The 23,409-nt window shown below is 59.0% G+C and carries 25 protein-coding genes and 1 tRNA gene; 4 read left to right on the forward strand and 22 right to left on the reverse strand.

Annotation, left to right across the window (positions count from 1 at the left end; genetic code table 11):
- Positions 1-42 precede the first annotated feature (42 nt).
- The 5 genes from B0B09_RS07495 to B0B09_RS07515 all read right to left on the reverse strand — a co-directional run bounded on the left by B0B09_RS07495 (position 43) and on the right by B0B09_RS07515 (position 3,675).
- Positions 43-327, reverse strand: coding sequence for a DUF4389 domain-containing protein (locus B0B09_RS07495; RefSeq protein WP_055294772.1), 285 nt, complete (start codon positions 325-327; stop codon positions 43-45).
- A 9-nt stretch (positions 328-336) separates the two neighbouring features.
- Positions 337-1,311 carry a Gfo/Idh/MocA family protein gene (locus B0B09_RS07500; RefSeq protein ID WP_207552148.1) on the reverse strand — a complete coding sequence of 325 codons (975 nt, stop codon included), beginning with the start codon at positions 1,309-1,311 and terminating at the stop codon, positions 337-339.
- Positions 1,312-1,431: 120 nt separating this feature from the next.
- A complete protein-coding gene (rpoH, locus tag B0B09_RS07505) occupies positions 1,432-2,328 on the reverse strand; it encodes an RNA polymerase sigma factor RpoH (RefSeq protein WP_055687569.1) in 897 nt (298 codons plus the stop codon).
- Between the two features lie 162 nt (positions 2,329-2,490).
- Positions 2,491-3,519: an RluA family pseudouridine synthase gene (locus B0B09_RS07510; protein ID WP_076659050.1), complete on the reverse strand. Its 1,029-nt coding sequence runs from the start codon at positions 3,517-3,519 to the stop codon at positions 2,491-2,493.
- A 79-nt stretch (positions 3,520-3,598) separates the two neighbouring features.
- Positions 3,599-3,675: transfer RNA gene (locus B0B09_RS07515), tRNA-His, on the reverse strand.
- Positions 3,676-3,813: 138 nt separating this feature from the next.
- Between B0B09_RS07515 and B0B09_RS07520 the strand changes: the two genes are divergently transcribed.
- Positions 3,814-4,005, forward strand: a complete 192-nt coding sequence (locus tag B0B09_RS07520; protein WP_055294618.1) for a DUF6324 family protein — start codon at positions 3,814-3,816, stop codon at positions 4,003-4,005.
- On the opposite strand, the gene B0B09_RS07525 is transcribed toward B0B09_RS07520, so the two are convergent.
- Positions 3,992-4,450, reverse strand: coding sequence for an MmcB family DNA repair protein (locus tag B0B09_RS07525; RefSeq protein ID WP_076659051.1), 459 nt, complete (start codon positions 4,448-4,450; stop codon positions 3,992-3,994). The genes B0B09_RS07520 and B0B09_RS07525 overlap by 14 nt on opposite strands.
- Positions 4,451-4,773: 323 nt before the next feature.
- Between B0B09_RS07525 and B0B09_RS17920 the strand changes: the two genes are divergently transcribed.
- Positions 4,774-4,920 carry a hypothetical protein gene (locus B0B09_RS17920; protein WP_165689306.1) on the forward strand — a complete coding sequence of 49 codons (147 nt, stop codon included), beginning with the start codon at positions 4,774-4,776 and terminating at the stop codon, positions 4,918-4,920.
- A 228-nt stretch (positions 4,921-5,148) separates the two neighbouring features.
- Here the strand turns inward: B0B09_RS17920 and B0B09_RS07530 are convergent, their stop codons facing one another.
- From B0B09_RS07530 to B0B09_RS07555, 6 genes are all read right to left on the reverse strand, one after another.
- Positions 5,149-5,457, reverse strand: a complete 309-nt coding sequence (locus B0B09_RS07530) for a hypothetical protein (protein WP_076659052.1) — start codon at positions 5,455-5,457, stop codon at positions 5,149-5,151.
- Between the two features lie 49 nt (positions 5,458-5,506).
- A complete protein-coding gene (nusB, locus tag B0B09_RS07535; protein ID WP_076659053.1) occupies positions 5,507-5,986 on the reverse strand; it encodes a transcription antitermination factor NusB in 480 nt (159 codons plus the stop codon).
- Entirely contained in the window at positions 5,983-6,522 is a 540-nt protein-coding gene (locus B0B09_RS07540) for a 6,7-dimethyl-8-ribityllumazine synthase (RefSeq protein WP_076659054.1), read from the reverse strand. The genes nusB and B0B09_RS07540 overlap by 4 nt, the downstream gene beginning before the upstream one ends.
- Positions 6,522-7,652: a 3,4-dihydroxy-2-butanone-4-phosphate synthase gene (ribB, locus tag B0B09_RS07545; RefSeq protein ID WP_076659055.1), complete on the reverse strand. Its 1,131-nt coding sequence runs from the start codon at positions 7,650-7,652 to the stop codon at positions 6,522-6,524. Before ribB ends, B0B09_RS07540 begins: the two co-directional genes overlap by 1 nt.
- 100 nt (positions 7,653-7,752) lie before the next feature.
- A complete protein-coding gene (locus tag B0B09_RS07550; RefSeq protein WP_084190754.1) occupies positions 7,753-8,310 on the reverse strand; it encodes a hypothetical protein in 558 nt (185 codons plus the stop codon).
- Positions 8,310-8,906: a riboflavin synthase gene (locus tag B0B09_RS07555; protein WP_076659057.1), complete on the reverse strand. Its 597-nt coding sequence runs from the start codon at positions 8,904-8,906 to the stop codon at positions 8,310-8,312. Before B0B09_RS07555 ends, B0B09_RS07550 begins: the two co-directional genes overlap by 1 nt.
- 128 nt (positions 8,907-9,034) lie before the next feature.
- Here B0B09_RS07555 and B0B09_RS07560 point away from each other — a divergent pair, with 128 nt between their 5' ends.
- Together B0B09_RS07560 and B0B09_RS07565 are read left to right on the forward strand one after the other, a co-directional pair.
- A complete protein-coding gene (locus B0B09_RS07560) occupies positions 9,035-10,330 on the forward strand; it encodes a capsule polysaccharide biogenesis protein (RefSeq protein WP_076659058.1) in 1,296 nt (431 codons plus the stop codon).
- A 10-nt stretch (positions 10,331-10,340) separates the two neighbouring features.
- On the forward strand, positions 10,341-12,335 hold the full coding sequence (locus tag B0B09_RS07565) for a capsule polysaccharide biogenesis protein (protein ID WP_076659059.1): 1,995 nt from the start codon (positions 10,341-10,343) through the stop codon (positions 12,333-12,335).
- Here the strand turns inward: B0B09_RS07565 and ribD are convergent.
- From ribD to B0B09_RS07615, 10 genes are all read right to left on the reverse strand, one after another.
- A complete protein-coding gene (gene ribD / locus B0B09_RS07570) occupies positions 12,332-13,429 on the reverse strand; it encodes a bifunctional diaminohydroxyphosphoribosylaminopyrimidine deaminase/5-amino-6-(5-phosphoribosylamino)uracil reductase RibD (RefSeq protein WP_278247273.1) in 1,098 nt (365 codons plus the stop codon). The genes B0B09_RS07565 and ribD overlap by 4 nt on opposite strands.
- The gene (gene nrdR / locus B0B09_RS07575) at positions 13,426-13,899 is read right to left on the reverse strand and encodes a transcriptional regulator NrdR (protein WP_055294600.1); all 474 of its coding nucleotides are present in this window, start codon (positions 13,897-13,899) and stop codon (positions 13,426-13,428) included. The genes ribD and nrdR overlap by 4 nt, the downstream gene beginning before the upstream one ends.
- Before the next feature lie 159 nt (positions 13,900-14,058).
- Positions 14,059-14,463: a secondary thiamine-phosphate synthase enzyme YjbQ gene (locus B0B09_RS07580; protein WP_076659846.1), complete on the reverse strand. Its 405-nt coding sequence runs from the start codon at positions 14,461-14,463 to the stop codon at positions 14,059-14,061.
- Between the two features lie 207 nt (positions 14,464-14,670).
- On the reverse strand, positions 14,671-14,928 hold the full coding sequence (locus B0B09_RS07585; protein WP_076659060.1) for an HlyU family transcriptional regulator: 258 nt from the start codon (positions 14,926-14,928) through the stop codon (positions 14,671-14,673).
- 21 nt (positions 14,929-14,949) lie between these two features.
- Positions 14,950-15,525: a hypothetical protein gene (locus tag B0B09_RS07590; protein ID WP_076659061.1), complete on the reverse strand. Its 576-nt coding sequence runs from the start codon at positions 15,523-15,525 to the stop codon at positions 14,950-14,952.
- 5 nt (positions 15,526-15,530) lie between these two features.
- Positions 15,531-17,510: an RNA polymerase sigma factor RpoD gene (rpoD, locus tag B0B09_RS07595; RefSeq protein ID WP_055294596.1), complete on the reverse strand. Its 1,980-nt coding sequence runs from the start codon at positions 17,508-17,510 to the stop codon at positions 15,531-15,533.
- A gap of 130 nt (positions 17,511-17,640) precedes the next feature.
- Complete coding sequence (gene dnaG / locus B0B09_RS07600) at positions 17,641-19,608, reverse strand: DNA primase (protein WP_076659847.1); 1,968 nt, start codon at positions 19,606-19,608, stop codon at positions 17,641-17,643.
- 76 nt (positions 19,609-19,684) lie between these two features.
- Positions 19,685-20,203, reverse strand: coding sequence for a sarcosine oxidase subunit gamma (locus B0B09_RS07605; protein WP_076659062.1), 519 nt, complete (start codon positions 20,201-20,203; stop codon positions 19,685-19,687).
- A complete protein-coding gene (locus B0B09_RS07610) occupies positions 20,196-23,132 on the reverse strand; it encodes a sarcosine oxidase subunit alpha family protein (RefSeq protein ID WP_076659063.1) in 2,937 nt (978 codons plus the stop codon). Before B0B09_RS07610 ends, B0B09_RS07605 begins: the two co-directional genes overlap by 8 nt.
- Positions 23,129-23,392, reverse strand: a complete 264-nt coding sequence (locus B0B09_RS07615; protein WP_076659064.1) for a sarcosine oxidase subunit delta — start codon at positions 23,390-23,392, stop codon at positions 23,129-23,131. The genes B0B09_RS07610 and B0B09_RS07615 overlap by 4 nt, the downstream gene beginning before the upstream one ends.
- Between the last annotated feature and the right edge of the window lie 17 nt (positions 23,393-23,409).

A 23,409-nucleotide genomic window follows, 5' to 3' on the forward strand; every position in this document is an offset into this window, starting at 1 on the left:
TGCGACGCAGTCCCGGATCAAGTCCGGGACCGCACAGCGGCCTCAATCCAGCTCGGTCCATGGCCACGGCTTTACTTCGCTCGCGGCGGTCTGATAGCGCGCGGCTTTGGCCATCCAGACACCCATCGTTGTGCCCATTTCGGCCAGTTGATCATTCGGCTGACGCTGATTGACCAACATAATCAGGAACTGCGCCACGGTCATGATCCCGAGCAATGTGCTGGCCATGCTCATCAGCACGGCAATGATCACCATATGCACCAAGCGCAGCCAGATGTTTTCGTAGTCGTCCACATTTATGTCGGAGCGGTCATCATCATTGGGCATCGTCATCTCCTAAGCGGGCCGTCCACCAGCCGCAAAAACCATATCGATCATCTTCTGCGTTCCGCGCGAAAACTCAAGCGGGCATGGATAGGCGGCACCAGTCTGCACCGATTGACAGAAATTTTCCACCTGCAGGACATATTGGTTCACCCCCGGCCAACGCTCGGTCGTGACGGTCTGGCCATCGGTTGTCATCGTCAGAACAGCCGCATCAAAGACATTGGCATTGTAAGGACAGGTCAATCTGAGCACGCCCTTGTCGCCGTGAAAGGTGATTTCCTGACGCGGGAACATGCGGATCGAAACCATCGCTGCATAGCTGAAGCTTGGAAAATCCGCCGCGACCTGCGCAAAGATATCGACATCATTGTCGAACCGCAGCTTGGCATAGGGAACCGCAAGTGGCTCTTCTCCGGAAACAAAACGCGCGGACCCGAAGGTATAGACCCCGATATCACGCAAACCGCCACCACCCGCGGCAGGCTGATTGCGGATATTGCGCGCGTCATCATTAAAGAAACTGAACGCCGCATCCACATGCACCAAGGTACCAATTGCGCCGCCTTGCACCAGTTCGCGCGCGCGGATGAATTGCGGATGATGCACGATCATATAGGCCTCGGCGGCCAGGACACCCGCCGCATCCCGTGCGGCGATCAACTGATCAAACTCCGCTTCTGCGAGCGTCATGGGCTTTTCGCATAACACATGCTTGCCCGCCGCCATCGCCTTGAGCGACCATTCCACATGCATGTGATTTGGCAGCGGAATATAGACCGCATCAATCGCCGGATCAGCCAAAAGCGCATCATAGCCGTCATGGACCTGAATGCCCGGCGCAAAGGCCTGAAAACCGGCGGCTTTTTCAGGGCTGGATGTGGCAAGGGCTACCAGTTCGGCGCCTTTGGCCGCGTGTATCGCAGGCCCCATGTGTTTTTCAGCAAAGTTCGCGGCACCCAGAATGCCCCAGCGCAGTGATTTCATCATCGTTTCCCCTTTGGCGCGATGTTAGCGCCACCAAGGACCAAAAGGAAATACGCGCAGAAACGAAAAATCCCCGCCAGCAGCGCTGACGGGGATGATTATTGCGAAAGCGATACGGCTTTACGCGTCAGCCAACATGCCCTTCTGGCGCGCCAGCTCCTGCATCTTTGCCTGCAGCTTTTCAAATGCACGCACCTCGATCTGGCGGATACGTTCGCGGCTGACGTCATACTGGCTGCTCAGATCTTCAAGCGTGACGGTCTCCTCGGACAGACGACGCTGCATCAGAATGTCTTTCTCACGCTCGTTTAGAACCGACATGGCATCGGCCAAGAGTTCGCGGCGCGCATCAAGTTCATCATGCGCTTCATACTCGGCCGCTGTATTCGCGCTCTCGTCCTCAAGCCAGTCCTGCCATTGCGCGGCACCTTCACCATCGGCACTGACCGTGGCGTTCAACGATGCGTCCCCACCGGACAGACGGCGGTTCATGGAAATCACTTCGTCCTCGGTCACACCAAGATCGGTCGCAATCCGCTGGACGTTTTCAGGGCGTAGATCACCGTCTTCAAGCGCACCAATGCGGTTCTTCGCCTTGCGCAGGTTGAAAAAGAGCTTCTTCTGCGCTGATGTCGTGCCCAGCTTCACCAAAGACCATGACCGCAGGATGTATTCCTGGATCGAGGCACGGATCCACCACATGGCATAGGTTGCCAGACGGAAGCCCTTTTCAGGATCAAAGCGCTTCACCGCCTGCATCAGGCCGACATTCGCCTCTGAAATCACCTCAGCCTGCGGCAGACCATAGCCGCGATAGCCCATGGCGATTTTAGCCGCCAGACGCAGATGCGATGTCACCATCTTATGCGCAGCTTCCGTATCTTCATGGTCAACCCACCTCTTGGCGAGCATATATTCTTCTTCAGGCTCCAGCATCGGAAACTTGCGGATTTCCTGCATATAGCGGTTCAGGCCACCTTCCGGCGTCGGCGCTGGTAGATTCTTGTAGTTACTCACTGTATCTGCCCTCCTATGTATAAAGGCTTAACATGGATATGGGAACGCTAACAATTGGTTTCAAGAGCGGTCATATCCGATTCCATTAAAAAGAATATGAACTAATCAGTTCAGTTTTGCGACCCATGTTTCCGTGCATTCACGCACATGGGATCGATTATTTCAGCCCTGAGCGCCGAGAGCGCGCAAAAGATCGCGCATATCTTGGGGGATTTCCGCCTCAAACTGCAGAAAATCACCCGAAACAGGGTGCTCAAACCCCAACGTTGCCGCGTGTAGCGCCTGACGCGGAAACGCGGCCACAGCGGCGACACCCGCCTCACCAATCGCTTTGGGCGACAGCTTGCGCCGCCCGCCATAAACCGGATCACCAATCAACGCATGACCACAATGCGCCATATGCACCCTGATCTGATGGGTCCGGCCCGTTTCCAGCCAACATTCGACCAGAGCCGCACAAGGCGGCGTGCCCAGCGGCTCCACAATGCGCGACCGCGTCACGGCGTGGCGGCCACTGCTGAAAGACACCGCCTGCCGCTGCCTGTCTGTGCGGTGTCGGCCCAGAAACGTCTGGATCTTCAGAATATTGCCCGGCTCAAACGACGTCCCCTTGATCCCGCGCAATCGCGGATCGTTCTGATCCGGCAGTCCATAGCACACTGCCAGATAACGCCGCTCGACTGTATGGGCGGCAAACTGGTCGGCCAGATGATGATGTGCGCGGTCCGATTTTGCCGCCACCAGCAACCCTGTGGTTTCTTTATCAATGCGGTGCACGATACCCGGCCGCTTCATGCCCCCCACACCCGAAAGCGTATCACCACAGTGATGGATCAGGGCATTGACCAAGGTCCCGCCCGGGGTGCCTGGCGCCGGATGCACAACCATCCCGCTGGGTTTATTGACGACAATCAGGTCCTCATCTTCAAACACAACATCCAGCGCGATGTCTTCCGCACCGATGTGGCTTTCCTCGGCAACAGCGACAGTCACAGCCACGACAGCGCCTTCCGCAATCCGGAACCGAGGATCACTGATGACAACGCCATCAACCGTTACAGCCCCGTCGGCAATCAGCTTGGCCAACCGCGACCGGCTTAATGATGCTGCCTCAGGCACGTCGCGGCCCAGGGCCTTGTCAAGGCGCGGCGGCGGGGACGCTGCAATCACAAACTGAATGATCTCAGACACGCGACTGCTCCATCATCTTGCCCAATAAACTCCCGCCGGAGGCTCCGACATCTCAAAACGCGCAAACCTTTGGGGGGGATGGTACCGCCTCCCCGGCTTGAACGGGGGACCCCTGGTTCCACAAACCAGTGCTCTAACCAACTGAGCTAAGGCGGCAACAGGGGTGATCTAGCGGGATGAGATCACGATTGCAAGTCCCTACGCAAGGAAACTGTCGGGGCTGAAAGCTTCATCCCCTTGCCAACGCAGCATGCTGCGCTGTAGGACCAAAGCCAGCAAATCTAAGGGGCTACCATGGGTATCAACAACGAGCGCGACATTGAAGCGAACATGCAAATCGGACCAACCGATCTGGGCATGGTGCGGATCTTCATCGAAGCCGACGGCGTCGAAATCCCCATGGATTTTGACCCCGAAGAGGCTGACGAGATCGCAGAAGAGATCAAGGCCGCGGCAATGGCGGCACGCGCCGTCAAAAAGCGGTAACAAACCCCGGATCGCGCGCGGCCTGCGCGCGCACCGCTGCATGGCGCGCGAATTTCTGCACCATCACCTTGCGCCGTGCAGGCGCCAGTTTCGTTTCAGGCCCCATCCGGATGATTTCAGCATCATAGGCATCCGCGAGAATCAGGCCCGTCTCTTCCGGCAATAGTTCGGTCGGAAAATTGCTGTCGACCGCCCAGAAAAACCGGTCGCACCATTCCAGATATCCCTGCCATTTGCTGTCTGACTGAAAATCAGCGCGGCTGGACTTGCATTCGATGATCCAGATCTCGCCCTTTGGCCCCAACGCCATGACGTCAACACGCAAGCCTGATGTCGGCACCAACTCTTCGACACTCACAAAATCATGGCCCCGCAACGCGCGGCTGACCCCCCGCGCCAAAAGCTGGCCGGGCATCAGGCTCGGACTGTGGGACAGGTCGGACATGCCTTTTACCCTGAACAATAGGTGAACATAACGCAAGGAGAAACCGCGCCGGTGCAATGCGACTCAGTGGTGCGGGCCTGCAAAGTCAAAAAATCGAAACAATCACCCTCCGGAAAGGAAGATTGGTCAGGCAGGATAATTTTACCAATTTGTTATCAAGAGATTAAGTCAATTTCAGCGTTTTAAGAAAAGTGAAACCCGTCACATTTATGACTGAAACGGGACACATTGGCCCCAATCGCTGGGGGTAAAAGCCTTGCCCACGTCACGTTTTCGACCGCTTTGCTACTTATCAATGAAGATACCGAAGAGGAGCGTAAAGAATGTCACTGTTTGCCAATATCACCTTTTTTGAAGTTTCCATGGCACTTGTCTTTGTGGGTATCGCAGAGCGACTGTTGCTGGGTTACGCCCCCGCCGAAATGGTTGGCGCAAAAGGCTGGCTTATCCGCGGTGACATCGAAGAATAAGCTGTTCGAGGGGCTTGCCCTTCGTCACACACAACCCTACCTGTTGGGCGACGGGTTCTGCGCCTCTCGTATACCATAGGTACAAATCCAGTGGCCTTAAGCAAATCCGAGGGAGCTGGCTCTGTTCTGACCCTGGTCTGATTACCTGGCGCCCACCTGTACATACAGGTCCTCGGGATTAGTTACCTCTACGGTTGCCGTGGTTCCCGTCACTTCCCACAAAATGCGCTACCTACCGCGTGATGCGCGCGCTTCAACGCGGATCGGGATGAGCGGGCCCCGATGGTCATCATCGTCGTTGTCATCCGCTTGGCTCATGACCACGATTGCAAACTGAACGCTGCCAAAGACCGTTCCGTTGAAAAACCACAGCAGAAACACCGCCAGATAGCCCTCATCTGAGCCAGCAATCAGGCTGCCAAGAGCCGCCACGTCATGCCAGAGGATCAGAGCGACAAAGACCGCTGACAGCACAAAGCCGATAGCGCAGTGGCGCAGATAAAGACGCATCAGATCCGGTTCATTCTCGGGGCGCATGTGCGGTCCTCCTGAACATCAGGATAGACCTAACCTCGGCTAAGGCAAATCACGATGATGATCCGAATGCCTCCGGCTGGGCTTCGCGGGCCATATGATCGAGCACGGCATTCACGAACTTTGGTTCTTTGCCATCTGCCGAAAACGCCTCAGCCACGCCAACGAACTCGCTGATCACGACTTTTGGTGGTGTCTGCCCCAACATCATTTCCGCACCGGCCGCACGGAAGAGCGCGCGCCATGTGGGGTCAATGCGCGCAATCGGCCATTTCGCCACCAATGCGCGGTCGGTCATCTGGTCGATCGCGGCCTGATCATCAACGGCCTTTTCCATCAACCCGCGGAATGTATCCACGTGGCCCTCGGCCATCTCGCCGTCCTCATAAACAGCGCCAAGGCGATGATCCTCGAACTCGCGCGTGACCTGATCGACGGTCTGACCACTGGCCTCCATCTGGAACAGGGCCTGCACCGCATAAAGCCGTGCGGCGGATTTCATTTTGCGGAGCTGGTTGTTCGAAAGGGTCATATGGTGGTCTTGCTATCCGTATCGCCGGCCATCAGGATGTCGCGGGTGAACCCCACGCCCTTGTCGGCCTTGCCCCACTTACGGGCCAGCGCAATCAGGTGCAAGGCCGCAGCAGCCGCCCCGCCGCCTTTGTTCATTTCAGCAGGATCAGCACGCACTTCGGCCTGCGCGCGGTTTTCGACCGTCAGGATACCGTTGCCGATGCACAAACCCTGCAAGCCCAAAAGCTGAATCGCGCGGCTGCTGTCATTGCACACGGTGTCATAATGCGTTGTCTCACCTCGGATCACACAGCCCAGCGCGACATAACCGTCAAAGTTGCTCATCCGCTCGGCAATGCCGATGGCGGTGGGGATTTCCAACGCACCGGGCACCTCGACAATATCCCATGTCGCACCCGCTTTCTCGATTTCAGCCTTGGCACCCGCAATCTGGTTATCAGAGATGTCCTTGTAATAGGGCGACGCCACGATCAGAATTTTCACGGGTTTGTCGAATTCCGGTAGCGGCATAATGTAGTGGGAAGGTCCGGCCATTATCCGATCTCCGAAATTTTACGTGTGCCGACAATTTCCAACCCGTAGGCGTCTAGCCCCACCACCTTGGGTTTGGGTGAATTGGTCAGCAATTCGATCTCATGCAAGCCCAGCGAGCTAAGGATTTGCGCACCAAGCCCGTACTGGCGCAGCGTTTGTGGCGACACTTCTTCGCCCGCTTCCAGTTTCATATGCACATCGCGCAGCAGAACCAGCACACCGCGCCCTTCTTCGGCAATCAGTGACATCGCGTCGCCGAACTCATTGCGCCGTCCCTTGGGGCCTGCGCCCACAACATCCAGCAATGGGTCCATGGCATGCATCCGCACAAGCACAGGCTCTGGCGTCGTTATATCGCCTTTGATCAGGGCGATATGTTCCGCCCCTTGGGTTTCATCGGTGTAGATGCGCAATTCCCACTCACCGCCGAACTCAGACTGGATCGTGCTCGTTTCACGCACACGCACCAGATTGTCGTGGCGGCGGCGATATGCGATCAGATCGCTGATCGTCCCGATTTTCAGGTTATGCAGCTGCGCAAAGGCAATGAGATCAGGCAGGCGCGCCATCTCACCATCTTCCTTCATGATCTCGCAGATCACACCAGAGGGGTTCAGCCCTGCAAGGCGGCTGATATCCACGGCGGCCTCGGTATGGCCTGCACGCACCAGAACGCCGCCGTCGCGCGCACGCAGCGGAAAGACGTGGCCGGGCGTTGCGATATCAGCGGCCCCTTTTGACGCGTCAATCGCGGTGGCCACGGTGCGCGCGCGGTCATGGGCGGAAATACCGGTGCTGACACCCTCACGGGCCTCGATGCTGACGGTAAAGGCAGTTTCATGGCGCGACGAATTCTGCGATGCCATCAAGGGCAGGCCCAGCGCATCAATGCGTGCGCCCGGCAAGGTGAGGCAGATCAAACCGCGCCCGTGCTTGGCCATAAAGTTGATCGCATCCGGCGTCGCCATCTGCGCAGGGATCACCAGATCGCCTTCGTTTTCGCGGTCCTCATGGTCCACAAGAATGAACATCTTGCCGTTGCGCGCATCTTCAATGATGTCTTCGATCTTGCTGATGGCGTCGGACCAATCCCGTTCAACGGGGCCGGGTGTTTCAAATTGCTGGGTCATATCTGTCTCCGCAGGCGTCTTGCCTGAGGCAGATAGCCCAGAGGCAGCGCTTTGGAAAGCGTCTATGGGTGCGTTAACGTAAGGTGGATCAAGATCCACCTTACCCGCAAAAGAACTGCTCCGCCCGCAAATAGCCTGCAGTCCGCGCAGCCTCGGCCCATTCGCGCTCGAACGCGGTGTCACCGACGATCACAAAACGGTCCGCAGGATGCCCCTCAGCCGTGATCATTGCGCGCATCCGGTCACGCATCACAGCCCAGCTGTCACTGTATGCCGGTGCCGCATGGGCACCGGAAAGGCCGGCCAAGGCCCCGAGGTGTCTGGGCGTGACAGGTTTATGCGCAACGCCCTTGCACACCGTGCGCACCAAGCCTGCCAGCTTATCAGCGCGATCCACCGGAAGCGGCTGCCCTTCGCGCAAAACCCGCAAGGCATTGTTCGAAAATAGAAAGCCGATCAGATCATGGCCGGTGCTGGCGCGGATGCCTGCATAGGTCTTATAAGGCAAACCCAACTCGGCTGCGCGGCGCACGCGCAGGCGCACCACTTCAATCGGGAGGGTGGGCATCAGGTCTTTGCGCGCCCGCGTCCACACATGGGTCCGCCAGCTTTTGCCGGGCTCATCAACCCGACCCGAATTATGACCGATGCCTGCCATCACGCGTATTCCTGCAACCGCGCCACATAACGGGCCATTGTATCAATTTCGAGATTGATCCGGTCGCCAACCTTGGTGTCACCCCAAGTGGTGGCAACCTTGGTGTGCGGGATAAAGTTGATGCCAAAATCTGCGCCATCTACTTCATTCACCGTCAGCGATGTGCCATCCAGCGCCACCGAGCCTTTCGGCGCAATAAACCGCGCCAGATCCTGCGGCGCACGGAAGGTGACCCGCGTGCTGTCGCCTTCATCTCGCATCGCAATCACCTCGGCGACACCGTCCACATGCCCCGACACGATATGCCCGCCAAGCTCATCGCCGACCTTCAGGGCCCGCTCAAGGTTCAGGCGCGTCCCGACAGACCAACCGTCGACATTGGTCGCCCCCACAGTTTCGGCGGAGATCTCGACATCGAACCAGTTCTGCGGCGTGCGACCCAGCGCAATGACCGTCAGGCAAACCCCGTTGCAGGCGATTGACGCACCGATATCAATACCAGCCACGTCATAACCTGTCCCGATCCGCGCCCGCAGGTCGCCGCGCTGTTCAAGCGCGAGCACTGTGCCGATATCTGTAACAATTCCTGTGAACATTGCTGCGCGTCCCCTCTTTGCTCTGCCCTGACCTAGCGTTTCAGGGTCGCCACGGCAAGCCGGACGCTTGCCAGCGATGCCTTATCAGGTCAGTAAGAAACACAGGATATCTTTCATTCAACGTCGTTATGCCAAATCAAAAGTCTTTTCTTTTTCTGCAGGGCCCACATGGCCCGTTCTTCCGCCAGTTGGGCCGGATGCTGCGCCGTGCCGGTGCCAATGTCTGGCGAGTCGGATTTAACGCAGGGGATGCGGCCTTTTGGGGCCGTGCACCGGGTTACATCCCGTTTCAGCAAGACCTTGGCACATGGCCCGCAACACTGGCCACGATCCTGCAAGACCACGCCATTACCGATATCGTGCTTTACGGTGACACCCGCCCCACCCACGCAGAGGCGGTGCGACAGGCCAAAGCCCTGGGCCTGCGTGTGCATGTTTTCGAGGAGGGCTATCTGCGCCCCTATTGGGTGACCTATGAACGTGGCGGCAGCAACGGTCACTCCCGTCTGATGGATATCTCCGTGGATGAAATGCGCGACAGGCTCGCGCAATCGGATGTCGACCTGCCTACCCCGCCTGCGCATTGGGGCGATATGCGGCAACATATCTTCTACGGCGCGCTCTATCATTGGTTCGTGATGTTCCGGAATCACCGCTACCCGGGGTTCAAGCCGCACCGCGCCCTGCCTGTCCACCGCGAGGCATTGCTTTATACAAAGCGCCTTCTGCTCATGCCCTTCCTGCGGCTGCACAGGCGTTGGGCCACAAGACTTATCAAGGCTGGCGGCTATCCCTACCATATCGCTTTGCTGCAACTGGAGCACGACGCGAGCTTTCAGGCCCATTCCCCATTTGCGACCATGCAGGACTTTATCGCCGAGGTGATTGCGGGCTTTGCCAAAGGCGCGCCTGCGCATCACCATCTGGTATTCAAAGCGCATCCTTTGGAAAGCGGGCAATCCCCCTTGCGGCGCATGATCCACACACTGGCAAAAGACCACGGTATCTATGCGCGGACGCATTACCTGCGCGGTGGTAAACTGGCGCAAATCCTTGGTGATGCCCGTTCTGCCGTGACCGTGAATTCCACCGCAGGACAGCAAGCACTCTGGCGCGGCATACCGCTGAAGGCCTTTGGCACAGCCGTTTACAGCAAGCCCGAATTCGTCTCGGACCTTCTATTGCCTGCGTTCTTTGCAGCCCCTGAACGCCCCGACGCCAAAGCCTACCGCACCTATCGCCAGTTCCTGCTTGAAACCAGCCAGGTTCCCGGTGGCTTCTATTCCGCCTCAGGCCGCCAGCAACTCTTGCGTCACCTTGTCGATATGATGCTGCAGGACGCCGATCCTTACGATGCCCTGTTGCCCAGACAATCGCAGGCAAGCCCGCCTTTGCGCGTTGTACAGCGCGGACCGCTGCAATAGTTTGCCGCCAATGACACAGGAAAAACGCCAGAACCTCTACGTCTACAATGGCGGTTTCCTGACCAAAGGACGGGTCAGGCGGATTGTGGAACTGGCCGGATATGACATCAAGATCGGCGCACCGGGTGACGGGGATCTTGTTGGCGTCTGGGGACACAGCCCGACAGCCCCGCGCGGTGAGGCGGTGGCCGCAAAGCGCAATGCACCAATCCTGCGCGTCGAAGACAGTTTTCTGCGCTCTGTGGGGCTGGGACGCGACGGCGCGCCACCCATTGGCCTGAATATTGACCGGCGTGGCGTGCATTTCGATCCTGCAACTGAATCTGATCTGGAACTCATCCTTGCCGAAGAGCCTTTGGACGATACCGCCCTGCTGAACCGCGCGCGCGCCGGGATCGAAATGCTGAAGTCGGGACATCTGTCAAAGTACAATGCCTTTGATCCTGCGTTGCCCGTTCCTGAGCCGGGCTATGTTCTGGTGATCGACCAAAGCCGCAAAGACGCCTCGGTCACAGCATCAGGCGCGGACAGCAATACTTTCCGCGAGATGCTGTTCTACGCGCAAACCGAATTTCCCAACGCCCAGATCCTGATCAAGTCACATCCGGAAACCGCGGCAGGGCACCGCAAGGGGTATTTCACCAAGAAAGACACAAACGCGCGCATTGCGCTTGCTGATGACAACCTGTCGCCTTGGGCGCTGTTGGAAGGGGCGATTGCCGTCTACACGGTCAGCTCGCAACTTGGCTTTGAAGCCATCCTTGCAGGGCACAAACCTGTCGTCTTCGGCCAACCGTTCTATATGGGCTGGGGGCTTACAGATGATCGCAAACCGCTGCAGCGCCGCCAACGCAACCTGACCCGCGCACAGCTTTTTGCAGCGGCCATGATCCTCTATCCCACGTGGTACGATCCGTTCCATGACCGGTTGTGCAGTTTTGAAGAGGCCGCAGCGACTCTGACTGCCGCGGCACAGGCATGGCGCGACGATTATCAGGGCTGGGTTGCCGCCGACATGCGGCTGTGGAAACGCAAGACCCTGCAGGATTTCTTCGGGCGGCCCAAGCCTGTGACGTTCCTGCGCGGCCCCAAGGCCAGCCATAACGCCCACGCCAAGAACCGACGTCTGATGCGTTGGGCCAGCACCGGCGCACAGGACGCGGTGTTGCTCGAGGACGGCTTTCTGCGCTCCCGCGGGCTTGGTGCCGATCTGATCGCGCCGCTTAGCCTCGTTCTGGATGATCAGGGCATCTATTACGACGCCACGCGGCCTAGCCGGTTGGAAACACTGCTCAACGCCGCGGCAGATCTGAGCGAACACGAACGCGCACGGGCGGCAGCATTGATCGAACGGATCACCGAGGCGCGGTTGTCAAAATACAACCTCACCGCCAAGCCGCTGCCCGATCTGCCCAAAGGCCGCCGCATCCTTGTGCCCGGTCAGGTGGAAGATGACGCGTCCGTCATCCATGGCAGCAGTGAGGTGAACACCAATCTGGCCCTGCTTGAGATCGTGCGCAAAGCAAATCCCGCCGCCGTGATCCTGTATAAACCTCACCCTGATGTCGAAGCAGGCCTGCGCCCCGGTGCGGTCGCCCATGCGGCGGAGCTGGCTGATGTCGTGCTGACGGGCACCGATCCCATCGACGCGATCGACGCGGTGGATGAGGTTTGGACCATGACCTCTCTCTTGGGTTTTGAGGCACTTTTGCGCGGCAAGAAAGTCACCTGTCTGGGCACGCCCTTCTATGCTGGCTGGGGCCTGACCGATGACCGCGCCATGCCCGAGCCGCGCCGTCAGGCGCGGTTGGATCTCGCGGCTTTGGTGCATGGCACACTGATCACCTATCCGCGCTACCGCGATCCCGTCACGGGTTTGCCCTGCCCTGTCGAGGTGATCGTCGATCGTATTGAAAACAATGACTTGCCGAAGCACAGCATCTTCAACCGCAGCCTGGCAAAACTTCAAGGTATGTTTGCCAGCTACGCGTTTTTGTGGCGCTAGACGGCAGGCAGGCGCGACCACATGTGGCAGATATCCCGTCCCACAGGCGTGACGCTGTCCAATGCAAAACGCGGCGCAGAGGCCAACCGATCAACCCCCATCGCCGCCAGCATCGGCGTGCCTTCGGCCCCGATTGCGGCCCCCGCAGAATAGACAATCAACTGATCCACCAGACCCGCGTTCAGCAGCGACGCGGCCAGCATGCCACCGCCTTCGCAGAACACGCGGGTCACACCCTTTGCGACCAGTACTTGCATCACCGCGCGTGGGTCCACCTGGCCCGATGCCGTGGCACAGGGCAGGCTCTGCGCGCCTTTTGTCGTCCACTCGGTGACATCCGCTTCGGCCCCGTGACAAAGCCAGACAGGTACCTCATGTGCCGTCTGCGCAAGCTGGGCTGTGGCGGGGATTTTCATCGCGCGCGACACAACAACACGCACCGGTTGGCGCGAAATCCCCAGCCCCCGCACTGTCAAGGACGGATCATCTGCCCGCACCGTTCCCGCGCCCACCATCACCGCGTCATGGCGCGCGCGGTGCATATGCACATTGCGGCGCGCCTCGGGGCCGGTGATCCATTGGCTTTCACCGGTCGCGGTTGCAATGCGCCCGTCCAGCGTACCGGCCATTTTCAACGTCACAAAGGGACGGTTTTGGGTGGTCCGCAGCAAGAACCCCGCATGATCGCGCTGTGCCTCGGCTTCGCACACACCACAGTCCACGGTTATCCCCGCATCACGCAACATCGCAATGCCGCGCCCTGCAACACGGGCGTCAGGATCACCCGTCGCCACGACAACACGGGCCACACCCGCCCCGATCAGGGCCTGAGAACACGGCGGTGTCTGTCCGTGGTGGGCGCAGGGTTCCAGCGTGACATAAGCGGTTGCACCCGCCGCCGCAGCCCCGGCCTGTGCCAGCGCGCGCGTTTCCGCATGAGGCCTGCCACCATCAGCCGTCCACCCGCGCCCGACAATTTGACCCTCTTTGACAATCACGCAGCCCACAGCGGGGTTTGGCCAGACACGCCCCATCCCACGCCGCCCCAACATCAGGGCGAGCGCCATAAACCGGTCATCTTGGGGCTTGGTCACGCGTCCAGATCGTCTTTGTGATCAGGGCGCAATTCGCTTACGAATTTGTCAAAGTCGTCTGCCGCTTGGAAGTTCTTGTAAACACTCGCAAAGCGCACATACGCCACGGTGTCGATCCGCGCGAGGCTTTCCATCACGATTTCGCCGATTGTGCCGGATGGAATATCCGTCTCGCCAAGGCTTTCCAGACGGCGCACGATGCCGCTGATCATCTGGTCAATCCGCTCCGGCTCGACAGGGCGTTTTTGCAACGCGATCCGGATCGAGCGTTCCAGCTTGGGCCGGTCGAAATCTTCGCGGCGGCCATTAGTCTTGATGACCACAAGGTCGCGCAATTGCACCCGTTCGTAGGTGGTAAACCGTCCACCACAGGCCGGACAAAACCGCCGCCGGCGGATCGCCACGTGGTCTTCGGCGGGGCGGCTGTCTTTGACCTGTGTGTCAACATTTCCACAAAACGGGCAACGCATGTTCAGTCCTCATTCATTTGCGGGGGGCTACGACTGGTAGCACGGCCCTACTTATCCACAGGCACTATATGAGCGCAGGTAGGTTTTGGGTAGGGGGGAAATGAAGGCGCAATATGCAGGGCTCAGGTGTTGCTTTTGCGACTCGCTGCACCCGTTCGCTCAACCCAGATGCGCAATCACGCGCCTCTGGTGCGGCCTGTCGCGGTGCTCAAAAAGATAGATCCCCTGCCACGTGCCCAAGGCCAGCCGGCCATCGGTCACAGGAATGCTCAACTGGGTCGGCAGCATGGCTGCTTTGATATGCGCAGGCATATCATCAGGGCCCTCATAGGTATGTGTCAGATAGGCCATGCTGGGGTCGGTCGTGGGCGGCACCAAGCGCGCAAAGAAGTTCTGCAAATCCACCTGCACTTCGGGATCGGCGTTTTCCTGAATAACAAGACTGGCCGAAGTGTGCTGGACAAAGAGTGTCAGCAGCCCTGTCCCCTTGGCCCAATCGGCCACTTGGTGGGTAAACTCGTAGAGGCCCGGGCCGTTTGTTGCGATGATCAGTTGCGTTTGCATGATGTCAGCATCGGGCGGCGCCCCACAAAGCGCAAGCATGGTCTTCAGAACCGAAGCAATCGGCAGGCTACGGGCATCATCACTGCCCCAAAAGGCAGGATCATCCTTGCCCTGCGTGACCCGTTGGGCACCTGCGTGATCTGTGATCTGAAGCCGCGCAAGGCCGACCTTGCACATTTGTACCCTGCCAGGCTTTTTACGGGACGTTTACCGAAACAACCGATCACCCTGTTCGTCGATCATCTGCTTGGCCTTGGCCACCGACGCCTCCTCGGCCTGCTCTTTGGACTGCAGCACATCGGCGCGGATCAAATCATGCACCTGCCCGTCCCTTTCGATGCGCGCCCCGATCCGCCAGCCATTGCTCGCGCTCTCGGGGGCCGGGGTGATGGTGAAATCCTTGTAGGTTTCGGTTTCGGCTTCAGGCGCGGCCTTGCCGCCGAAAAGATTGGAGAAGAATGGCATGAGACCTCTCGCTCTTGTGCTTTAGGGAACCGTCGCGCCGCCGAATGCCGTGATCATCCCGCGCAGATTGCCCAAATCACCTTGTGACACATAGCGATATCCAAGGCCGACGGACGCCTTGGGCAAGCCAAGCATCTTGGCGATGTTCTGTTGAAGCTCAAATGCAAAAACAAAATCCGTCTCTGGGACCATCACACTTATCACATCAGCTTCGGATACACCTTCGGCCAAAGCAGCATATGCGGCAGGGTTCGTCAGTGCAGGCTTCTTGTGTTCCTCGCCGGTATATTCGTCCCAGTAGTCCGGTGTCGAATTGTAAGAACCAACGCGCGCGCCGCCGCCAAACACATCGACCGACAGGATGTCATCATCGTGGTTCATAAACGAAATCGCCGGGGCAGGCATTGCCGCAGTGATCAAATTCCCCAATCTGTCGACCTCAGTCTGGTCCTGGGACTCAATCTTCTCAGTTGTCACAACCAGCCAACCGCTGCGATCATCGAGCAGAAAACCCTCGCCAACGCCGCGCCCAAGCACGTCAAGCAAAGCCGACACATCATCGGTCTTCACACAGAGGTTGACGTAGAAATTTCCCATCTCCCCTACTGGTCCAGGAACGACCGCAGTTTCCTGCTCCGGCTCGGGTGCTTGAGCTTGCGCAGCGCCTTCGCCTCAATCTGGCGGATACGTTCGCGTGTCACGCTGAATTGCTGGCCCACTTCCTCAAGCGTGTGGTCGGTGTTCATGCCGATACCAAAGCGCATCCGCAGCACACGTTCCTCGCGTGGCGTCAGTGATGCCAGTACCCGCGTCGTGGTTTCTTTCAGGTTCTCCTGGATCGCTGAATCCAAAGGCAGGATCGCATTCTTGTCCTCGATGAAGTCACCAAGCTGGCTGTCTTCCTCGTCGCCAATCGGCGTTTCCAACGAAATCGGCTCTTTGGCGATCTTCATCACCTTGCGAACTTTTTCCAAAGGCATTTGCAGCTTTTCAGCCAATTCCTCTGGTGTCGGTTCGCGGCCGATCTCGTGCAGCATCTGACGACCGGTGCGGACCAGCTTATTGATCGTCTCGATCATATGGACCGGAATACGGATCGTGCGGGCCTGATCCGCGATAGACCGCGTAATCGCCTGACGGATCCACCACGTCGCATAGGTCGAGAATTTGTAACCACGGCGATATTCGAACTTATCGACCGCCTTCATCAGACCGATGTTACCTTCCTGGATCAGATCAAGGAATTGCAGACCACGGTTGGTGTATTTCTTGGCAATCGAGATCACCAGACGCAGGTTCGCCTCGACCATTTCTTTCTTGGCCTGACGCGCCTCTTTCTCGCCCTTCTGGACCTGCTGCACGATGCGGCGGAATTCCGTGATATCAACGCCCACATACTGACCGACCTGCGCCATGTCGCCACGCAGTTCTTCGATCTTGCCGGATGACTTCTCGATCATCATCTGCCAGCCACGGCCGGATTTTTCCGCCATGTCATCAAGCCAGTTCGGATCAAGTTCGCGGCCGCGATAAGCATCCACAAATTCACGGCGGTTGATACGGGCCTGATCGGCCAGTTTTACCATGGAGCTGTCGATCGACATGATCCGGCGGTTGATGCCATATAGCTGGTCGATCAGCGCTTCGATGCGGTTGTTGTGCAGGTGAAGTGAATTCACCAGTTCCACGATTTCCGACCGCAGTTTCTGGTACTTCTTTTCCTGCTTGTCCGAGAATGATGAATCCTCGTTCAACGTGGCCGACATCCGCGCGTCCTGCATATCGGACAGGGCCGCAAAGTCGCGCGCAATCAGTTCCAGCGTTTCAAGCACGCGGGGCTTGAGTGCGGCTTCCATTGCCGCCAGCGACATATTGGCCTGATCGTCTTCATCGTCGTCATCGTCCTTGGCAATCGGGTTGCCATCGGCGTCAAGTTCCTGGCTCGCTTCTTTCTTCTCTTCGGTCTGGCCCGCGGCTGCGGCAACGACGGTTTCTTCACCCTCTTCGCCCAGCTGGTTGCCGAATGTCGTTTCCAGATCAATCACATCGCGCAGCAAAATGTCTTCAGACAAAAGTTCGTCGCGCCAGATTGTAATCGCCTGAAAGGTCAACGGGCTTTCACACAGCCCGAGGATCATCGTGTTGCGCCCGGCCTCGATCCGCTTGGCAATCGCGATTTCGCCTTCGCGTGACAAAAGCTCGACCGAACCCATTTCACGCAGATACATCCGCACCGGATCATCCGTGCGGTCCAGCTTCTCGGCCTCCGCCCCGCCAAGCGTCACTTCACGTGAACCTGCAACGGTCGCCAGTGCCGTGTTGCCCTGGTTCTCTTCGGTCTCTTCGCTTTCTTCTTCTTCGGTGACCTGAATGCCCATTTCGGACAGCATCGACATCACGTCTTCGATCTGGTCAGACGACACCTGCTCGGGCGGCAGAACGGCGTTCAGTTGGTCGTATGTGATATAGCCCCGCTCGCGCGCATCAGAGATCATTTTCTTGACCGCGGCTTGGCTCATATCAAGGCTGATATCACCATCCTGGTCAGCGTCCTTACGATCATCATTGTCTTTCGCGGCCATGCGGAATGCCCTTTCGGATGCGTTATTTCGTGCCAAAGTGATTCGGCTGATTCGGTTAATTTCGAATCAACCTCGCATCGAGGTGATTCGCAAGCAGTTGACTTATTGTTCTTTGTACCTGTTGCGCAAACTACGACTTAGGCCGATCCCGCCCCTTTGCAAAGGAGATTTGCTCAATCAGTTGCGCAAATGCGCTTTTCTCTTCTTTCTTCATCCGCGCGCCATTCGCGCCAATCGCGTATTCGGCTTTGTCTTCGTTGTCGCCGCGCCCTGCCTGATCCACCGCTTTGGTGGCCTGTGCAAGCCGCCACGTCAGCCCTTCATCCGCCACGCCACCAAGGTCTTCGACGGCATCTTCGATCTCTCGGGCATGTCCGCGGCGTGCCGCAAGTTTGGCGAACTCCTCAGCAAGGCACAAACGCGCGATCTCTGCGTCACCACCCCGCCGCACAGCGGGGCTAATGGCCACATGGTTCTGCGCGAACAGTTTTTCAAGGGGCATCTCTCCCATCTCCTGGACGATGCAAAGGCGCAAATCCTCTGCGCCAAGATGACGCAGGAGGCAGCCCTGAAGGTCGCGGTGCATCGGATCACGACTGTCCATCTGTTCCAGTGCCGTTTCGAACTCGGGTGCAACAGCGGGGGCCGCAATCAGCGTGGCAAGGATGACCGCTTCGCGCAAATGGTCCTGATCGGTGGCCCCTGCCGCGAGTGCCGAGGCGCGTGACGTGGCCACAGGGCTGACATCGCGCTTCCAAGGGTCAAGACGCGGGTTCCATCTGCCCCCCCCGCTCTTGCGCGCGACGGGCGCCCTGCGGTTGGAAAACAGCGCCCAGCGCATGTCCTTGATCGCCTGCCCGTAGTGGCTGCGGATAGAGGGATCCTTGATAAGCATGATCTTTTCGCGCAGCGCCTTATCAAGGGCGGCCTTGCGCTCGGGGCTGTCAAAATTGCGGCCCTCGGTTTCGCGCTGCCACAACAGCTGCACCATCGGGATCGCCTGATCGAGCAGCTTTTGCATCGCCCCCGCACCCTGCGCCTTGATCAGATCATCGGGGTCCAGCCCCTCTGGCATCAACGCAAAACGCAACGATTGCCCCGCCTCAAGCAGCGGCAATGCGATATCAATCACGCGCATCGCGGCGCGCAGACCGGCGGTGTCACCATCCAGCGCGATAATCGGCTCGGGCGCCATACGCCACATCAGGCGCAACTGATCTTCGGTAATGGCGGTGCCAAGCGGCGCGACCGTCGCAGTAAACCCCGCCTCTGATAGCGCAATGACATCCATATATCCCTCGGCCACGACCAAAGGCTTGCCCTTCCCCGCCGCCTCGCGGGCGGGGCCATGGTTGTAGAGGCTGCGGCCCTTGTCAAAAAGCGCGGTTTCGGGAGAATTATAATATTTTGCCGGATGGTTCGGGTCCATCGCACGACCGCCAAAACCAATGGCCCGCCCCCGCGCATCACGGATCGGAAACATGATCCGGTCGCGGAACCGGTTATAAAGGCCACTGCCTCGGTCACTCTGCGCCGCAAGCCCCGCATCAACGATCAGTTTCGGGTCGATCCCCTTGCCCGAAAGCTGCTCGAGCACGCCACCGTTGGCAGGTGCAAAGCCGATCTCCCAGCGCGCCTGCACTTCAGGGCTTAGCCCGCGCCGCGCCAGATAATCCCGCGCATCCGCCGCAGCCCCTGTCTGCAACTGCAACCGGTGATACTGCACCGCCTGCTCCATCACATCGACCAGCACCGTGCGCGCATCCGCCTTTTCCTGCGCGCGCGGATCCCGCTCCGGCATCGTCATCCCCGCCTCAGCGGCAAGGATTTTGACAGCCTCCATGAAGTCCACATTTTCGGTTTCACGCACAAAGGAAATCGCATCACCTTTGGCATGGCAGCCAAAGCAGTAATAAAACCCCTTGCGGTCATCGACGTGGAAACTGGCGGATTTTTCCTGATGGAACGGGCACGGTGCCCAAAGATCGCCCTTGCCCTGATTGGACTTGCGCGTATCCCACATAACCTTCCGGCCCACGACCTGTCCCAGCGACAGCCGATTGCGCAATTCATCAAGGAAACCAGGGGGCAGACTCATGCGCGCAGTATGGCCCAACACCTCGGGACTTTCCATGTCCAATCAAACTTCCGCCGGAGGCATTCCAACGGCGCGCCTAGCGGAACGCCACCGCCCGCATCGCCACCTCAATGTCATGCACCAAAGTTTTGGCCATCGACCGCATCGCCATGATCTCGAAACTGTCAGGACCCGTACGGATGACCGTCACCGCCATGTGCCCCAACATCGTCTTGGCCACATGATTTGTTTTGAAGACCTTCCCGCGCAAATCAACCGGCACCAGCCGCGCCAGGACATCCTCGGCCCGCGCCCCTGACATTTGCACCACGGCAAAAGCATCACTCTGATCCGTCACAGCAGCCCCGCCCAACACCACATCCACAGCCACCATCCAAGTACCATGCCCGAACCACGTCACGGCCCCACTTCGGCGGTTGGGCGCTGCAAACCCTGCCCCGGCTTGCGCTTCCAATTGCGCCGATACCGCCGCCTCCTGTCCCGCAAAGGGTGCAACAGACGTCAATCGCACGGGCAAGACCTCCACCGCTTCGACACGACCATGGGCCAGCGGCAACAGCCCCGCACAGGGCGTCAATGCAATCAGATCAGCCACGGGCACGCCCTCCGGTTGGATCGAAGAAAACAGGATCGCAGACCGTCACCTCTTCACTGATCCCCCGCAAATGATCACGCAGTTTGATCACCTCGCCGTGGCGGGCACGGCCATTCTCCAGAAAGCCCAAAGCAAGATAGGTGCCAAACGTCGGCGAATAACACACCGAGGTCACATACCCCTGGCTATTCTCCCGCGTCTCGGCGGCCGCGCGTGCAAACAAATGCGCCCCGGCGGTTAGCGCGTGATCGGCACCTTTGGCACGCAAGCCCACCAATTGCTGCCGTTCGGCGCCAAGAAGGCCCGGACGGGCCGCCGCGGCCTTGCCGATACAGTCCTTTTGGGCGCTGATCATCCGTTCCATCCCGAGATCATATGCGGTCGTGCGCCCGTGCATTTCGGCATGCGTGATAAACCCCTTCTCGATGCGCAGCACATTGAGGGCTTCCATCCCGTAGGGCCCGCCACCCAGCACTTCTGCCTGCGCCACGAGGATGCGAAAGAAGCTCTCACCATAACGCGCCGGGACCGCAATCTCATAGGCATGTTCGCCCGAAAACGAGATCCGGAACAAACGCCCCGCGACCCCGCCGACGCGGACCGCGCCACAGGCCATGAACGGCCAACTGTCATCATCAATCTCTTGATCCAGAACTGTATTGAGAAGTGTGCGCGCCTGCGGCCCTGCCACCGCAAACTGCGCCCACTGCTCGGTGACCGAGATCACCTTGGCATCCAGATCAGGACGCAGAACCTGCAAGACAAACGCCAGATGCCGCATCACCTGACCGGCCGCAGCGGTGGTTGTCGTCATCACAAAATGCATCTCGCCCAAGCGCGCCGTGGTGCCGTCATCCATGACATGACCGTCCTCGCGCAGCATCAACCCGTAGCGCACACGCCCGACCTTCAGGGTCGAAAACGTGTTGATATAGACAAAATCCAGAAGTGCGGCGGCATCCGGTCCCTGAATGTCGATCTTGCCAAGGGTCGACACATCACAGACCCCCACCGCATTGCGCACATAGCCCACTTCGCGGTCACAGGACTGTCGCCAATGGCTTTCATCTTTCAACGGGAAATAGCTCGGACGATACCAGAGCCCTGCCGCGATCATCGGCGCACCCTGCGCGACACTGGCCTGATGCGACGTCGTGAACCGCTGCGGCGCAAATCCCTTGCCCTGACTGCCCGCCCCCATCGCGGCAATCGGCACAGGCACATAAGGCGGGCGGAACGTGGTCGTGCCTGTCTCGGGGATGCCCCTGCCGGTGGCATCCGCCAGGACCGCAAGGGCAACCACATTCGACGACTTGCCCTGATCCGGTGCCATCCCTTGCGTCGTATAGCGCTTCATATGCTCGACCGAGCGGAAGTTCTCCTGCGCGGCCAGCTTGATATCCTTCACATGAACATCGTTCTGGAAATCAATCCATTTGCGCCCTTTGCCGGGCACAGCCCAAAGCGGCGTGACAGAATAGGCCACATCATCAGCAACAGGGACCGTCACCTTGGGTTTCAACCCAAGGCCCCCTGCAACCTGCGCCGCCACCTCTGCCGCTTCGATCAAACATCCTGCCGTGCTGAACGTCCCGTTGCAGGCCCCCGCTGTCACCAGCCCCGGAACACTGTCAGGTGTCGGCACAAAAGACGCGATCTCTTCATTCCATGTGGGCCGCCCGTTCATATGACAGGTCAGATGCACCGTCGGGTTCCAGCCCCCCGAGACCGCCAGACAGTCCGCCTTGATCGTCCGCGTACCACCTTTGTGGCTGATCGTGATGCTTTGCAGTGCATGACGGCCCCGCGTCCCGGTCACCTGCGCATTAGTGTAAACGGGATAGTCACCGCCAAGTGTCACATCGTGACGATTATCCGTCACGACAGCCTCGCCGTCACGGCTATCAATCACAGCAACCACCTTTACACCGGCCACCACCAGATCACGGGCTGTAAGGTAGACATCATCATTATTGCCAAAGACCGCGACGGCATTGCCGGGAACTACGCCCCAGCGATTGACATAGGAGCGCACGGCGCTCGCCATCATGATCCCGGGCCGGTCGTTGTTGGGAAAGGCAATTGGACGCTCCAAAGCACCAGCGCACAGGATCGCCCGTTTGGCCACGATGCGCCAAAAACACGCCACCGGTTTATCCGGCATACGCGGCCCCGCGACATGCTCAAGCGCGCCATAGGTACCCTGGTCATAGGCCCCCGTGACCGTTGTGCGGGTCATTAGTCGGACATTCGGCATCGCATCAAGTTCCGCCAGCACCTCGGCCACCCACTCCCTGGCGGGTCTGCTGTCGATCTGCTCGTGCTCGCGCAGCAACCGACCACCCATGGCGGTATCTTCATCCGCAAGGATCACATCGGCGCCCGCGCGCGCGGCAGTCAAAGCCGCCATCAGCCCCGCCGGTCCCGCGCCAATGACAAGCACATCACAAAAGGCAAAGCCCTTCTCGTAGGTGTCCGCATTATGCGCGCCACTCAACGCCCCCAGTCCGGCGGCACGCCGGATCACGGGCTCGTAAAGCTTTTCCCAGAAACTGCGCGGCCACATGAAAGTCTTGTAATAAAAGCCCGCAGCTAGGAACGGCGCGACAAAGTCGTTCACCGCCATCACATCATAGCGCAGCGACGGCCAGGCGTTCTGGGACCAGACCTCGAGCCCCGCGGCCACCTCCAGCGTGGTCGCCCGCACGTTCGGTTCGGCCTGCGCGCCGCGCCCTACGGTGACCAACGCGTTCTGTTCCTCTGACCCCGCCGACATCACCCCGCGCGGGCGGTGATACTTGAACGACCGCGCCACCAGCTTGATCCCGTTGGCCAAGAGCGCCGCCGCGACAGGTTCGCCCGGCACGCCTCTGATCCGCCGCCCGTCGAAGGTGAAATCAACCGTGTGCTCAGGGGCTTGCAGTCTCATCTGGGCGACCGTTCGGCCAAAGCGGTCTCAAGCACCGCATGGGTCACCGTGTTCCGGGTGACCACCACCCAAGCCCCGCACCCCGCCTCATGAAACCACAGGTCGCGTATATCGCCCGCGGTATTATCGCGGTTGTGCAAATAATCATCCCAGGCTTCCGACCCCGCATCAGGTGCAGGACGCAACAACGCCACAGCATCACCCTGATAGTAGAATTCCCTGCGGTCACGTTCGCCGCAATTGGGACATGTGATCCTCATGCTATGCGCATCCCATC

It is taken from the genome of Yoonia rosea, from assembly GCF_900156505.1.
GTDB classification, from domain to species: domain Bacteria; phylum Pseudomonadota; class Alphaproteobacteria; order Rhodobacterales; family Rhodobacteraceae; genus Yoonia; species Yoonia rosea.

Coding starts and splice junctions, on each gene's coding strand:
- B0B09_RS07500 (WP_207552148.1), bottom strand. CDS start 1,311: ATGAAATCACTGCGCTGGGGCATTCTGGGTGCCGCGAACTTTGCTGAA.
- B0B09_RS07495 (WP_055294772.1), bottom strand. CDS start 327: ATGCCCAATGATGATGACCGCTCCGACATAAATGTGGACGACTACGAA.
- rpoD (WP_055294596.1), bottom strand. CDS start 17,510: ATGGCCGCGAAAGACAATGATGATCGTAAGGACGCTGACCAGGATGGT.
- nusB (WP_076659053.1), bottom strand. CDS start 5,986: ATGACCCTTTCGAACAACCAGCTCCGCAAAATGAAATCCGCCGCACGG.
- B0B09_RS07540 (WP_076659054.1), bottom strand. CDS start 6,522: ATGGCCGGACCTTCCCACTACATTATGCCGCTACCGGAATTCGACAAA.
- B0B09_RS07580 (WP_076659846.1), bottom strand. CDS start 14,463: ATGCAAACGCAACTGATCATCGCAACAAACGGCCCGGGCCTCTACGAG.
- B0B09_RS07530 (WP_076659052.1), bottom strand. CDS start 5,457: ATGCGCCCCGAGAATGAACCGGATCTGATGCGTCTTTATCTGCGCCAC.
- B0B09_RS07585 (WP_076659060.1), bottom strand. CDS start 14,928: ATGCCATTCTTCTCCAATCTTTTCGGCGGCAAGGCCGCGCCTGAAGCC.
- B0B09_RS07520 (WP_055294618.1), top strand. CDS start 3,814: ATGGGTATCAACAACGAGCGCGACATTGAAGCGAACATGCAAATCGGA.
- dnaG (WP_076659847.1), bottom strand. CDS start 19,608: ATGAGTCTGCCCCCTGGTTTCCTTGATGAATTGCGCAATCGGCTGTCG.
- nrdR (WP_055294600.1), bottom strand. CDS start 13,899: ATGCGTTGCCCGTTTTGTGGAAATGTTGACACACAGGTCAAAGACAGC.
- B0B09_RS07615 (WP_076659064.1), bottom strand. CDS start 23,392: ATGAGGATCACATGTCCCAATTGCGGCGAACGTGACCGCAGGGAATTC.
- B0B09_RS07550 (WP_084190754.1), bottom strand. CDS start 8,310: ATGGCAGGCATCGGTCATAATTCGGGTCGGGTTGATGAGCCCGGCAAA.
- B0B09_RS07610 (WP_076659063.1), bottom strand. CDS start 23,132: ATGAGACTGCAAGCCCCTGAGCACACGGTTGATTTCACCTTCGACGGG.
- B0B09_RS07555 (WP_076659057.1), bottom strand. CDS start 8,906: ATGTTCACAGGAATTGTTACAGATATCGGCACAGTGCTCGCGCTTGAA.
- B0B09_RS07565 (WP_076659059.1), top strand. CDS start 10,341: ATGACACAGGAAAAACGCCAGAACCTCTACGTCTACAATGGCGGTTTC.
- B0B09_RS17920 (WP_165689306.1), top strand. CDS start 4,774: ATGTCACTGTTTGCCAATATCACCTTTTTTGAAGTTTCCATGGCACTT.
- B0B09_RS07560 (WP_076659058.1), top strand. CDS start 9,035: ATGCCAAATCAAAAGTCTTTTCTTTTTCTGCAGGGCCCACATGGCCCG.
- B0B09_RS07525 (WP_076659051.1), bottom strand. CDS start 4,450: ATGTCCGACCTGTCCCACAGTCCGAGCCTGATGCCCGGCCAGCTTTTG.
- B0B09_RS07590 (WP_076659061.1), bottom strand. CDS start 15,525: ATGGGAAATTTCTACGTCAACCTCTGTGTGAAGACCGATGATGTGTCG.
- ribB (WP_076659055.1), bottom strand. CDS start 7,652: ATGACCCAGCAATTTGAAACACCCGGCCCCGTTGAACGGGATTGGTCC.